This is a genomic window from Mesorhizobium sp. M0189, from assembly GCF_040322135.1.
Taxonomy (GTDB): Bacteria; Pseudomonadota; Alphaproteobacteria; order Rhizobiales; family Rhizobiaceae; genus Mesorhizobium.
The window spans coordinates 131,329-143,391 of record NZ_JAMYSW010000002.1 but is presented as its reverse complement, the minus strand read 5'-3'; the positions used below and the strand labels follow the sequence as shown (position 1 = coordinate 143,391).

Here is a 12,063-nt window from a genome sequence, read left to right as displayed (position 1 = left end):
ATGCTCAGTCGGCAAGCTGCGGCAGGTTGCGGAACAGCTCGAGCGCTTCGGGATTGGCGAGCGCTTCCTTGTTCTTGATGGCGCGGCCATGCACCATGTCGCGGACCGCGAGCTCGGTAATCTTGCCCGATTTGGTGCGCGGTATATCGCCGACGGCGACGATCTTGGCCGGCACGTGGCGCGGGCTCGCCCCGGTGCGGATTTTCGCGCGGATGCGTTTTTCCAGCTCGGCATCGAGTTCGACGCCGGCCGCCACCCGTACGAACAGCACGACACGCACGTCATTGTCGAAATCCTGGCCGATGCATAGCGCTTCGAGGATTTCCGGCATCTGCTCGACCTGATTGTAGATCTCCGCCGTGCCGATCCTAACACCGCCCGGATTGAGCGTGGCGTCGGAACGGCCATGGATGATCAGCCCGCCATGGGCGGTCCATTCGGCGAAATCGCCGTGGCACCAGACATTGTCGAAGCGCTCGAAATAGGCGGCCTCGTATTTCTTGCCGTCAGGGTCGTTCCAGAAGCCGATCGGCATTGCCGGAAACGGCTTGGTGCAGACGAGCTCCCCCTTCTCCTTGCGAAGCGGACGGCCATCATCGTCCCAGACGTCGACGGCAAGGCCGAGGCCGGGTCCCTGGATCTCGCCGGGCCATACCGGTTCGATCGGCACGCCGAGCACGAAGCAGGAGACGATATCGGTGCCGCCGGAGATCGAGGCGAGATGCACGTCCTTCTTGATGCCTTCATAGACGAAACGGAAATCTTCCGGCGACAGCGGCGAGCCGGTCGAGGAGATGGTGCGCACACTGGAAAGATCATGCGTGTGGATCGGCTTGAGGCCGGCCTTGCGCACGGAATCGATGAATTTGGCCGAGGTGCCGAAATAGGTCATCTTCTCGGCATCGGCGAAGTCGAACAGCGCATTGCCGTCCGGGTAGAAAGGCGAGCCGTCATAGAGCAGCAAGGTGGCGCCCGACGCCAGGCCCGACACCAGCCAGTTCCACATCATCCAGCCGCAGGTGGTGAAATAGAAGAAGCGATCGCCGTCGAGCAGGCCGGCATGCAGCCGCTCTTCCTTGACGTGCTGGATCAGCGTTCCGCCGGCTGAATGGACGATGCATTTGGGGATGCCGGTCGTGCCTGACGAAAACAGGATGTAGAGCGGATGCGAAAACGGCAGCCTTTCGTAACTGACAGGCCTGGCGGCAAAGGGTGACAGCGCCTCCTCCAGCGCAGCCGCCTTGCCGATGGTTGCCGCGACGTCGGTCGACGTGCCGAGATAATCGACGATCAGGACTTTGCGCACGGTGGCGAGCTTCGCCACCACAGCCGCGATCTTGTCGGCGACTTCGATCGCCTTGCCATTGTACCAGTAGCCGTCCGGCGCGATGAAGACGACAGGCTCGATCTGGCCGAACCGGTCGAGAACACCCTGCTCGCCGAAATCTGGGGAGCAGGACGACCAGACGGCGCCGATCGAGGCGGCAGCCAGCATCGCCGCAACGGTCTCCGGCATGTTCGGCATCATCGCGGCGATGCGGTCGCCCTTCTTCACCTTGAGCGACAGGAAGAGCTGTTGCAGGCGCGAGGTCAGCGCATGCAGCTCGTTCCAGGACAGCCGCCGCTCGACCTTGTCCTCGCCGCGAAAGACGACTGCGTCGCCAAGCCCGGTTTTCTTCAGAAGATTCTCGGCGAAGTTCAGCTTCGCGTCAGGGAAGAAGGTCGCGCCGGGCATCTTGTCGCCATCGACCAGCACGCGTTCGCCCTTGTCGCCGACGATGCCGCAAAAGTCCCAGACCAGGCTCCAGAAGGTCTCGCGGTCATCGATCGACCAGCGATGCAGGTCGGCATAGGAGGAGAAAGCCTTGCCGGCCCTGCTCGCCGCGGCGTTCATGAAGGCGGTCATCGGCGCTGCGTCGATCTGCTCTTGCGTCGGCATCCAGAGCGGTGCGTCGTCGGCCATCATTGTTCCTCCGCAGGCTGCATCGCTTATGCATATCGCGATGCAGCAGAGCAAGATTTTGTTGGACCGCGCCGGTCAGGGTGTGCGCAAATGCCATCGCCGGGCCATAAAGACTTGAAATGCGTCAGCCGTCGGTTACACCCGTCGGGCGATTTTGTCGGAATGGAAGCATACGGGGCGATATGCCATCACCTTTGATCCGACGCGGAATATGGGCGATCGGCGCAGCCGTCACCGTCGTCGCGCTGGTCGTTGCAGCCTTGCCGTTGATCGCCTCGACCCGTATCGTGCGTGACCGCATCGCGTGGGAAATGAGCGCCTGGAGCGGTTTCAGGGTCACCATCGACGGCGCGCCGCGCATCGAGGTCTGGCCGAATTTCCGGGCGATCCTGAGCGACGTGACGCTGTCGCAATGGACAGAGACGGATGCACCGCCTGTGATCGAGGCCGAACGGGTCGAGGTCGACCTCTCGGCCATGGCGGCGCTGCGTGGCGACGTGGTGTTTTCGACGGCGCGGCTGGTGCGACCGACGATCAGGGTTCAGCGTACCGCGAGCGGGTTTTTCCTGCCTGCGATTCCGAGCGGCGGGCGCATTACGCGTTCGATCGATGCTGCCCGCGCGGTGATCAACACAAATCCCGCCAAGCCGGATCTCGGCAAGCTGCCGGCAGATCCGTTCGGCACAGTCGAGTTCAGGGATGGCCGCGTGGTCGCCGCCATCGGCGGCAAGGACCAGGAGATATTGAGCAGCCTGAGCGGCCAGGCGAATTGGGCCGCGATGAACAGCAATGCGACGCTGTCGGCGACCGGGATATGGCGCGGCGAAAGCGTTTCCGTCGACGCCGCATCGCCGAACCCGCTTGTGCTGTTTGGCGGCGGCGCAGCACCGGTCACGCTTTCCTTCAAGGCGGCGCCGGCCAGCTTTTCCTTCGACGGGCTGGCCAGCATGTCGGAGAACGGCTATTTCGACGGCCAGGCAAAATTTGCCGCACCTTCGCTGCGACGCGTGCTCGAATGGTCGCAGGCCGGCATCGCGCCCGGTGCGGCAATCGGCTCGATCTCGGTTTCAAGCAAGATCACGGCGACGGCCGGGCGCATCAAATTCGAAAATACGGCCCTGACCCTCGACAACAACCCCGGAATGGGCGCGCTGGACTTCACCTACGGCGAGGCACTGCCGGTGATCTCCGGCACACTTGCCTTCGATACGCTCGACCTCAGATCGTTTCTCTCCGCCTTTACCCCCGTACCATCCGCCGGCGCCGCCGGCCCGGGCGAGATCGACACAAGCTTCGCCGACCGGATCAATCTCGATCTCAGGCTGTCCGCCGCGCATGCCACGGCAGGTGCAATCCAGCTTGCCGACGTCGCCGCCACCGCCCAGGTCAAGAACGGCCTCGCCGTCTTCGACATCTCCGATGCATCCGCCTTTGGCGGCAACGTCCAAAGCAGCGTCCGTTTCGACCGCAAGCCCGCCGGCACGGAAGTCGAGATCCGGCTGCTTGCTTCCGACATCGACGGCGGCGCTTTCGGCACCGCGGCCGGGATGACGCGGCTGGTGCCGATCGGCACCGGAACCGTTTCGGTCATCCTCAAGGGGCCGGGCAGAACCTGGGACTCCATTTTCGAAAACGCCAATGGCTCGCTGTCCGCGACCTTCGGCGCGGGTGCGCTGAGCCGGCTTAACCTGCCGGCGTTCCTCAAGCACACCGAACAGGGTGGATTCTTTGCGCTTGACGACGTCTCGGACGGAACGCTGCCGATCGACGGGGCCGAGCTCAAGGCGAGCGTTTCGAACGGCGTGGCGCGCATCGACAAGGCCGAGGTGAATTCCGCGCAATACAAGATCTGGCTTTCCGGCATCGCATCCTATGCCGGACGCGGGCTGGCGCTGTCCGGCGGCATCGTCCAGCCGAGCCAGGCTGCCACGCAGACGAACGGCCAAGCGCCCAAGCAGTCGTCGTTCTTCGTCGGCGGCACCTGGAGCACGCCGTTCATCTCGCCGATAAGTCGCGGTGTTTCAGGCGAGTAAGCAGCAGGAACTCAACCTCGCTGCGCCGCCTGCTCGTCGCGCTGCCGCTGCACCTCGCGGCGTTTGTTTGCGAGCGAAGCGATGATCACGCCAACTGCGACGACCGCGATCAGAATGGTGCACGCCGCGTTGATTTCCGGCGTCACGCCAAGGCGGACCTGGCTGTAGATCTTCATCGGCAGCGTCGTGGCGCCAGGCCCCGAGGTGAAGCTGGTAATAACCAGGTCGTCGAGCGAGAGCGTGAAGGCCAGCATCCAGCCAGAGACGATCGCCGGCATGATGACCGGCAGCGTGATCTGGAAGAAGGTCCTTACCGGCGGCGCACCGAGATCCATCGCGGCTTCTTCCAGCGAACGATCGAACGTGATCAGGCGCGATTGGACCACCACAGCGACGAAGCACATGGTCAGCGTGGTGTGGGCAAGCGTCACCGTGAGAAAGCCGCGGTCGAAGCCGACAGCGACGAAGAGCAGCAATAGCGACAGGCCGGTGATGACTTCCGGCATGACCAGCGGTGCAAACACCATGCCGGAAAACAGCAGCCGGCCGCGAAAGCGCGTGTAGCGTGTCAAGGTGAGCGCGGCCAGAGTGCCGAGCACGGTCGCCACGGTGGCCGAGATGACGCCGACGCGCGCCGTCACCCAGGTGGCGTCCATCAGACCCTGATTGTGGAACAGCGACACGTACCATTTCGTCGAGAAGCCGCCCCAGACGGTGACCAGCTTCGACTCGTTGAAAGAGAACACGACGAGCAGGACGATCGGCAGGTAGAGAAAGGCAAAGCCGAGCACGATCGAAACGATGTTGAAGCGGCTCCAGGTAGCGTTCATAGGTCCTGCTCCTGGGCACGCGCCTGGGCTCGCTGGAAGAGCATGATCGGCACGATCAGCAGCAGCAGCAAGATGACGGCAACGGCAGACGACACCGGCCAGTCGCGGTTGCCGAAGAATTCGCTCCACAGCGTCCTGCCGATCATCAGTGTCTGTGAGCCGCCGAGCAGATCGGGGATGACGAACTCGCCGACGGCGGGAATGAACACCAACAGGCAGCCGGCGATGACGCCGGGCAGCGACAGCGGGAACGTGATCTTCCAGAAGGCGCTGGTCGGCGGGCAGCCGAGATCCTTGGCGGCCTCGATCAGCGAATTGTCCATCTTCTCCAATGCCGAATAGAGCGGCAGGACCATGAACGGCAGATAGGAGTAGACGATGCCAATGAAGATCGCCGTGTAGGTGTTGAGGATGATCAGCCGATGGCTGATGATGCCGGTGGCGAGCAGCAGCTCGTTGAGCAGGCCCTCGGGCTTGAGAATGCCGATCCAGGCGTAGACACGGATCAGGAACGAGGTCCAGAACGGCAGGATCACCAGCATCAGCAAGGTCGGGCGGATCGTCGCCGGAGCGCGTGCCATGCCATAGGCGATGGGATAACCGATCACCAACGTCAGGACCGTCGAGATGGCGGCGACGATGACGCTCGTCACATAGGCGTTGAAGTAAAGCGCGTCCTGCGTCAGCCAGATGTAGTTGTCGAAATTGAGCGCGCCAAACCACGCGACAACCCCGGAAACGCCGCCGCGGAAATCGAGCACCGGCGTGTAAGGCGGCATGGCTATCGCGGTCTGCGACAGCGAAATCTTGAAGACGATGATGAAGGGGACGAGAAAGAAGAACAGCAGCCAGAGGTAGGGGATGATGATGACGAGACGGCTAACCAAAGCCGCTCCCAGCCTGGCCAAGGCGGATTTGCCGGCGGCGTTTGCCGAAGAGCTTGTTGCGGTGGTGACAGCGGACATGATCAGTCCCTACCGTGTCAGCACGACGCCGGCGTCGGGTCGAAAAGAAACCCAGGCACGGTCGTTCCAGGTCAGCGGATCCTCGGTGATGCGTGCCGCGTTCATGGTGCTTGCCCGCACCACCTGACCGTCATCCAGCCTGACGTGATAGATGGTCATGTCACCGAGATAGGCGATGTCGTAGACCTCGCCCTCGATGGCGTTGACGGCACCAGCCGGTTTCGTGGAGGAAACCTTGATCTTTTCCGGTCTGATGGCGAAGGTGACGGACGTTCCGGCGGCGGCACGGCCGGCATTTTCGGTGCGGATGGTGATGCCGTTGCCGGCGTCGATGCTTGCGCTGCCGGCCTCGCCAGCCGCGATCTTGCCGTCGAACATATTCACATTGCCGACGAAGCCGGCGACGAAGCGGGAACCCGGCGCCTCGTAGACCTCGGCCGGCGTCGCCACCTGCATTACCTCGCCCTTGTCGATGATGGCGATGCGGTCGGCCATCGTCATCGCCTCTTCCTGGTCATGGGTGACGACGACGAAGGTGAGGCCAAGGCTCTGCTGCAGGTCCATCAGCTCGAACTGGGTTTCCTCGCGCAGCTTCTTGTCCAGCGCGCCAAGCGGCTCATCGAGCAGCAGGACTTTCGGCCGCTTGGCCACCGAGCGGGCCAGTGCGACACGCTGGCGCTGGCCGCCCGACAATTGGTGCGGCTTGCGTTTGGCGAACTGCTCGAGCTTGACCAGCTTCAGCATCTCGGCGACGCGCTTGTCGATATCGGCCCTGGCCATGCCTTCCTGCTTGAGGCCGAACGCGATGTTGTTCTCGACCGTCATGTGCGGAAACAAGGCGTAGGACTGGAACATCATGTTGACCGGCCGCCGATATGGCGGGATGCCGCGCAGATCCTGGCCATCGAGCAGGATACGGCCGGCGGTCGGCTCCTCGAAGCCGGCAAGCATCCTGAGCAGCGTCGATTTCCCGCAGCCTGAGGCTCCGAGCAGGGCAAAGAATTCGCGTTCGAAGATGGTCAGCGACAGATTGTTGACGGCAGTGAAGTCGCCGAACTTCTTGGTGACGTTGTCGAACTGAATGTATGGCTTGGCATTCGGATCATTCCATGGCGCGAAATCCCTGCGGATGCTGCCAAGCGATTTCATGTCCCACTCCGTGCCTGATTCCGTCCCTAAAAGACGACCCCGGCAGTCAGCCACCGGGGTCGCGTCAGATCACTATTGTCCCGTGATGACCTTGGTCCACGATCTGGTGACGAGACGTTGCGTCTTGGGGTCATATGGACCGACAGTGAACAGCTTGGCCAGCGTCGAGTCATCCGGATAAATGCCCGGGTCATCAAGGATCTCCTTGCTGACGAGCGGCTGAGAGGCCTTGTTGCCATTGGCGTAGAAGACAAAGTTGGTGGATTTGGCAATAACTTCTGGTCTCATCATGTAGTTCAGAAATTCGTGTGCCTCGGCGACATGCGGTGCATCGGCCGGGATCGCCATTTCGTCGAACCACATTTCCGCACCTTCCTTTGGAATCGTGTAGGCGATGTCGACCCCCTTTTTCGCTTCCGCCGCACGGTCGCGGGCCTGGAAGAGATCCCCCGAAAATCCGACAGCCACGCAGATGTCGCCATTGGCGAGCGCGTTGATGTATTCCGACGAATGGAATTTGCGGATAGAAGGCCGGATGCTCAGCATGAGTTCTGTGGCCTTGGCAAGGTCGTCAGGAGAGGTCGAGTCAGGCTTGAGGCCAAGATAGTTCAGCACAGTCGGAAAAATGTCTGTAGGCGAATCCAGGAAGTACACGCCACAATTGGCGAGCTTGGCGATATTCTCCGGCTTCAGGACCGCATCCCAGCTGTCGATCTTGTCGACGCCGAGGGCTTCCTTCACTTTCTCGGTGTTGTAGCCAATGCCTGTGGTCCCCCACATGTAGTTGACCGAGTATTCGTTGCCGGGGTCGAACTTCGCAACCCGCTCCATCACCACGTTCCACATATTGGAAAGGTTGGGCAGCTTCGACTTGTCCAGCTTCTGATATACCCCGGCCTGGATTTGACGGGCCAGGAACGGGCTTGCCGTCGGCACCACGACATCGTAGCCGCTACCACCGGCAAGCAGCTTGGTTTCGAGAATTTCGTTGGAATCATAGGTGTCGTAGACGACCTTGATGCCGGTTTCCTTGGTGAAGTCGTCGATGATCGAACTGTCGATATAGTCCGACCAGTTGAAGACATTGACGACACGGTCCTCGGCATGCGCGCCCAAGGTAAAAACTGCCAGAAACGCCGAAGTCGCCGAAAGCCAGAGCGCTTTGCGGGTCATGCTATTCTCCTTTGATGAGTGTTCCGTCGCCAGCTCGTCGCGGCGTGCGCCCGGCTGGGCATTTGCTTCAGGGTATTGAGCTTGCAGGCAGGCGACAAGCGCGAATTGCCGGCGCCATTATGGTTCGGCGACGAGGCGACAGTGAAGACTTGGCGTGGCGCTGGTGGTGTTGCGGCGCCGTCAGAAGCTTTCGCTACGGCGCGCGCAGGGAGACGACGATGTTGTCCGGCCTCGATGCAGCCGGCATGGAGACTTGGCAAGATACGCCTGTCTTGTTGTTGCCGTGATCGCAGCCTGCCCGCGCGGCTGCGACATTGTCAATGGTCCATCTCGCTTTGGCGCGCGCGCTGCATCAATTAGGCGAAGGCACACCGGTGACGCCCGCCCGCTGCGGCCGCGTCTGGCGCTTGAATTCGAGCCCGATATGGACGAGGAGCGCCGTGATGACGACCGCACCGCCGACGATGGTGCGCGCCGACGGCACCTCGGAATGAATGAGCCAAACCCAGATCGGGCCTAGGATCGGCTCGAACGTGCCGAGTAGCGCCGCCACGGCGGCCGGAACAAGCCGGGCGCCGGTGGCGAAGAAGACGAGGCCGAGCCCCAGATTGACCACGCCGAAGGCAAAAAGGAAGCCCATATCGTGGCTGGAAACGCCCAGTGCCGACGCCTGCGATGCCGCGAAGGCGGCCGCCAGCATCGTCCCGAGGCACGTCGCCGGAGTCATGCGCACATGGGCAAAGCGGCGCGTGATGACGGTTGCGATCGAGAACATAACGGCAATGAGCAGCGCCAGCCCATCGCCGATCGGCGATACGGCGCCATCGAGCGATTCCGAGACCATGACGGCGACGCCAGCAATGACGGCGGCGATCGCCAGCCAGGTCGCCACGGCCACCCGCTCGCGAAACAGCGCCCAGGCAAACAACGCCGCCAGAAGCGGCACACCGGCCTGCATCAACAGGATGTTGGCGACGGTGGTATATGCAAGCGCCACGACGAAAGAGGTCGACGCCGTGGCGAAACAAAACGCCACCGCAAGGCCGGCCAGGCCCATGCCGCGAAACAGCTTCAGCGTGCCACGCCAGCCGTCGCGCCAGACCATGAAGCAGAGCAGGAAGGCGGCGGCCCAGACCGAGCGCCAGAACACCACCGTCCAGCTGTCGCCGGCATCGATGAAACGGGCAATGGTACCGCCGAGGCTCCACATCAGCGCCGACAGGAACACCAGCAGGAAACCGATACGCTCCTCATTTCGCGGAGGCGAAACGGCGATCTGCGGTGATGATATGTCGGTCATGATTACGACTGTCGGCGGTTTCGAGGCGGCACGATGCAAAGCGGACGACAGAAACGTGCCTTAATCGCGTAACGCAAAGACGGGGATGGGGAGTGATCCAGCATCGTGTTCCATTTGGCGCACCGACAGGTGCACAGAGATGCCCGATCATCGACAGACGCCCCATGCTCGACGTACGGTGCAAATGTATAGGGCGCCCCCATGGATGAGCCATTCTACAAAACGGCGGCGATTGGCTATGACGAGTTGTTCGCCCGTGCGACGAACTCGTTTATCCCGTCCTTGCTGAAGGCAGCACGGATTGCGCCTGGCCATCGCGTGCTCGACGTCGCAACGGGCACCGGAGCGGCAGCGCAAGCCGCTGCCATCATTGTAGGCCCTTCCGGCGCCGTGATTGGCGGCGACATCTCGCCGGCCATGCTCGAATCCGCCAAACGCAATTTGAAAGACCAGCCAATCACCCTCGCTACGTTCGACGCTCACGCGCTTCCTTATGAGGACCGTCGGTTCGACACAGTGACCTGTCAGCTTGGGCTCATGTTCTTCTCGGACCAGCTTGGAGCGCTTTCGGAATTTCGCCGGGTTCTGCGCCCCAACGGCCGGACTGCAGTTAGCGTGACAACGACGCCAGAGCGTTCGTTGTTCGCCAGAATAGGTGCGGTAATCGCCCGCCATGCCCCTGAGAAAGCTGAAAAGCTAAATCGCTTCTTCTCCGTCCCCGACGCCACATGCTTGCATGATTTGCTCTATCGCGCCGGGTTTCGAAAGATTGACGTCCAGCTCGAAACGCGGCCCATCAAGTTCTCGTCCTTCGACGACTATTTCAGCGGCATCGCCAAGGGCGCAACATTGAGCGGTCAGGAGTATGTCCAGCTTCCTCCGGATATGAAGCACATCGTGCGCGAGGAGGTCTGGCGCGGGCTAGCTTCGCCGAGCCCTGGAGAGCCGCTGACGATTGAAATGGACGTTCTGATAGGCAGCGGTAGCCGATAGAAGAATGCGCCCGCGGCACGATCCCCGGCAACTCTGTTTGCCGTCACTGAAAATCGAACGCCGACAGTCCCGTCACCATCTCGTCGAGGCCGAGCGGGCGTGTCAGCGGTGGCTCGGCGCGGGCGAGGCAGCCGATGCGTTCACACAGCCGGCAGGCAGGGCCGACCGGCGTCGCGGACACAGTGGCGTTCTGTCCGGCCTTGCCGATGGCGGCCGGCCCCGGCAACGCTGCTCCATAGACGATCTCATCGCGAAAACCGATGTCGCAGCCGAGCAGCAGCGCGGTGCGGCGCGGTCGCTCGGCAAACGAGCCCTGCGGGCCTTCGAGCGTGCGGGCGATGCAGAGAAACGCCGCACCATCGGGCATTTCCACGGCCTCGACCAGGATTTGGCCGGGCTGGGCGAAGGTGGTATGGACCGGCAGCTTCGGACAGCCGCCGCCGAAGCGACTTTGCGGAAAGCCGTGGCTGCCCGCCTTGCGGAAGCGATTGCCGGCACTGTCGACCTCGAGCATGAAGAACGGCACGCCCGACGCACCCGGCCGCTGCAGCGTGGTCAGCCGGTTCGCCGCTTGCTCGAAGGAAACGCCGAAGCGCGACCGCAACATGTCGATGTCATAGCGGGCGCGGACCGCAGCGGCGTGAAAAGGCTGATAGGGCATCATCAGCGCGTGCGCGGCATAGCGGCCGAGCTCGAAACGGGCGAGCCGGCGGGCTTCGTCCGTGGCCAGCTTCAGCGCCTGGATCTCGACAGCGACAGCAACGCTCATGCGGATCAGGCAGGCCTCCATAGCCACCTCGCGCAGCTGATCGAATGGCGACAGGCGCTCGGACAGGAACAGGCGCTGCGAGTGACGGTCATAGCGACGGCGCCAGTTGGGCATGGTGGCGACCGGCAGTACCTTGACGACGACGCCGAATTCACGCCGCAGCCAAGCCTTCAACGCACTGAACAGATCGTCGCCGGGATCGAGCACCGACGTGAATGCCTCGGCTTCCTCTTCGAGCGCGGTAAAATGGTTCGGCCGGCGTTCGAAAATCTCATGCACCTCGTCGATCGGCAGCCGGGCGCCGGAGAGTGCGGTGGCTTTGCCCTCACGCGCGAGCAGCTCGTTGAGATCGGATAGCCGCGCGGCCTGCTCGCGATAGGCGCGAAACAGCTTTATCACAGCGGCGGAAGCGTTGGGCGCCGCCTCGGCAAGCTCGATGAGTTCCTGGTCGCCTGGCAGTTCGCCGGCCAGCAACGGATCTGAAAACACTTCCTTCAAATCGGCGACCGAACCCCTCGCCTCGCCCTGCAATTCATGTGGGTCGACCTTGTAGACGGACGCCAGTCTCAGGATCAGTTGCACCGTCAACGGCCGTTGGTTGCGCTCGATGAGATTGAGATAGGACGGCGAGATGCCGAGCCCTTCGGCCATCGCCGTCTGGGTCAGGCCCTTGGCGTTGCGGATGCGACGAATGCGCGGCCCGGCAAAGATTTTATGGTCGGCCAATCGACTGTCCTTGACAAGAATTTTACATCCGCTGATGGCATGGCGGCGTTTACAATCATGACAAATTTACAGCTCTCATCAGTCAAACACAACACAGGTTTTCTCTTATTTCATGGCCAATTTCGGAGTTTGTCTCGCTTGCCTAGTGCCGACATGTAAATG

The 12,063-nt window shown here is 62.2% G+C and carries 9 protein-coding genes; 2 read left to right on the top strand and 7 right to left on the bottom strand.

Annotation, left to right across the window (positions count from 1 at the left end; translation table 11 throughout):
* Positions 1-4 precede the first annotated feature (4 nt).
* Positions 5-1,963, bottom strand: a complete 1,959-nt coding sequence (locus NKJ09_RS03555; RefSeq protein ID WP_352493839.1) for an acetoacetate--CoA ligase — start codon at positions 1,961-1,963, stop codon at positions 5-7.
* Between the two features lie 182 nt (positions 1,964-2,145).
* Here NKJ09_RS03555 and NKJ09_RS03550 point away from each other — a divergent pair, with 182 nt between their 5' ends.
* Positions 2,146-3,996, top strand: a complete 1,851-nt coding sequence (locus NKJ09_RS03550; protein ID WP_023719392.1) for an AsmA family protein — start codon at positions 2,146-2,148, stop codon at positions 3,994-3,996.
* A gap of 11 nt (positions 3,997-4,007) precedes the next feature.
* Here NKJ09_RS03550 and NKJ09_RS03545 read toward each other — a convergent pair whose 3' ends face one another.
* The 5 genes from NKJ09_RS03545 to NKJ09_RS03525 form a co-directional block, all read right to left on the bottom strand.
* On the bottom strand, positions 4,008-4,826 hold the full coding sequence (locus NKJ09_RS03545; RefSeq protein ID WP_352493838.1) for an ABC transporter permease: 819 nt from the start codon (positions 4,824-4,826) through the stop codon (positions 4,008-4,010).
* The gene (locus tag NKJ09_RS03540) at positions 4,823-5,791 is read right to left on the bottom strand and encodes an ABC transporter permease subunit (RefSeq protein ID WP_352493837.1); all 969 of its coding nucleotides are present in this window, start codon (positions 5,789-5,791) and stop codon (positions 4,823-4,825) included. Before NKJ09_RS03540 ends, NKJ09_RS03545 begins: the two co-directional genes overlap by 4 nt.
* 9 nt (positions 5,792-5,800) lie before the next feature.
* Positions 5,801-6,940: an ABC transporter ATP-binding protein gene (locus NKJ09_RS03535; RefSeq protein WP_352493836.1), complete on the bottom strand. Its 1,140-nt coding sequence runs from the start codon at positions 6,938-6,940 to the stop codon at positions 5,801-5,803.
* Between the two features lie 72 nt (positions 6,941-7,012).
* The gene (locus NKJ09_RS03530) at positions 7,013-8,113 is read right to left on the bottom strand and encodes a polyamine ABC transporter substrate-binding protein (RefSeq protein WP_023719396.1); all 1,101 of its coding nucleotides are present in this window, start codon (positions 8,111-8,113) and stop codon (positions 7,013-7,015) included.
* A 352-nt stretch (positions 8,114-8,465) separates the two neighbouring features.
* Positions 8,466-9,413, bottom strand: coding sequence for a DMT family transporter (locus NKJ09_RS03525; protein ID WP_352493835.1), 948 nt, complete (start codon positions 9,411-9,413; stop codon positions 8,466-8,468).
* A 201-nt stretch (positions 9,414-9,614) separates the two neighbouring features.
* On the opposite strand from NKJ09_RS03525, the gene NKJ09_RS03520 reads away from it, so the two are divergent.
* Positions 9,615-10,406: a class I SAM-dependent methyltransferase gene (locus tag NKJ09_RS03520; RefSeq protein ID WP_352493834.1), complete on the top strand. Its 792-nt coding sequence runs from the start codon at positions 9,615-9,617 to the stop codon at positions 10,404-10,406.
* A 43-nt stretch (positions 10,407-10,449) separates the two neighbouring features.
* Here the strand turns inward: NKJ09_RS03520 and NKJ09_RS03515 are convergent, their stop codons facing one another.
* Positions 10,450-11,901, bottom strand: coding sequence for a helix-turn-helix domain-containing protein (locus NKJ09_RS03515; RefSeq protein WP_352482384.1), 1,452 nt, complete (start codon positions 11,899-11,901; stop codon positions 10,450-10,452).
* Positions 11,902-12,063 lie beyond the last annotated feature (162 nt).